Annotated in this window: 1 protein-coding gene; it reads left to right on the top strand. The window is 45.2% G+C overall.

All coding sequences use genetic code 11. The features are described 5' to 3' along the window. Window positions 1-39: 39 nt before the first annotated feature. A partial coding sequence (locus A3735_RS23830; RefSeq protein ID WP_197486008.1) for a response regulator occupies window positions 40-493 on the top strand: 454 nt, incomplete at its 3' end.

The raw sequence follows: 493 nt of genomic DNA, 5'->3' as shown, positions 1-493 counted from the left end.
CAAAATTCGATGCAAATATATGGCTTTAGTGGGTCAGTTTTGGGTGCAAATCAACAGCTAGGGAAGGAAATTATTGTTAAACAAGGCATCCGGGTATCCCTTGCCAACAATGGTGAAGAAGGCTACGAGAAAGCCATAAAAGGCAATTTCGATTTCATATTAATGGACATGCAAATGCCTTTAATGGATGGCTGCCAAGCTACCGAAAAGATACGGGAAAGCAATCAGAAGATCCCTATCATCGCGATGACCGCAAATGCCATGGCAGAAGACAAAGCAAAATGTCTTGCCTCGGGCATGAATGACTACGTGACCAAGCCCGTCAATGACAATGAGCTCTTTTCTGCCATTCTCAAACATGTCAAAGGCATCAGACAAAAGCAAAATCAAGCGCTATGCCCTCAGGAACAGCACCTTTCGGAACCAATCGAGCAGGTACAAACTGCCTCTGCGCCAGAGGAAAGCAGAATAAGTCAGGAGCTGTCGACTGAAG

It is taken from the genome of Oleiphilus sp. HI0061 (genome assembly GCF_001635675.1).
This window is presented reverse-complemented; position numbering and strand designations above follow the sequence as displayed.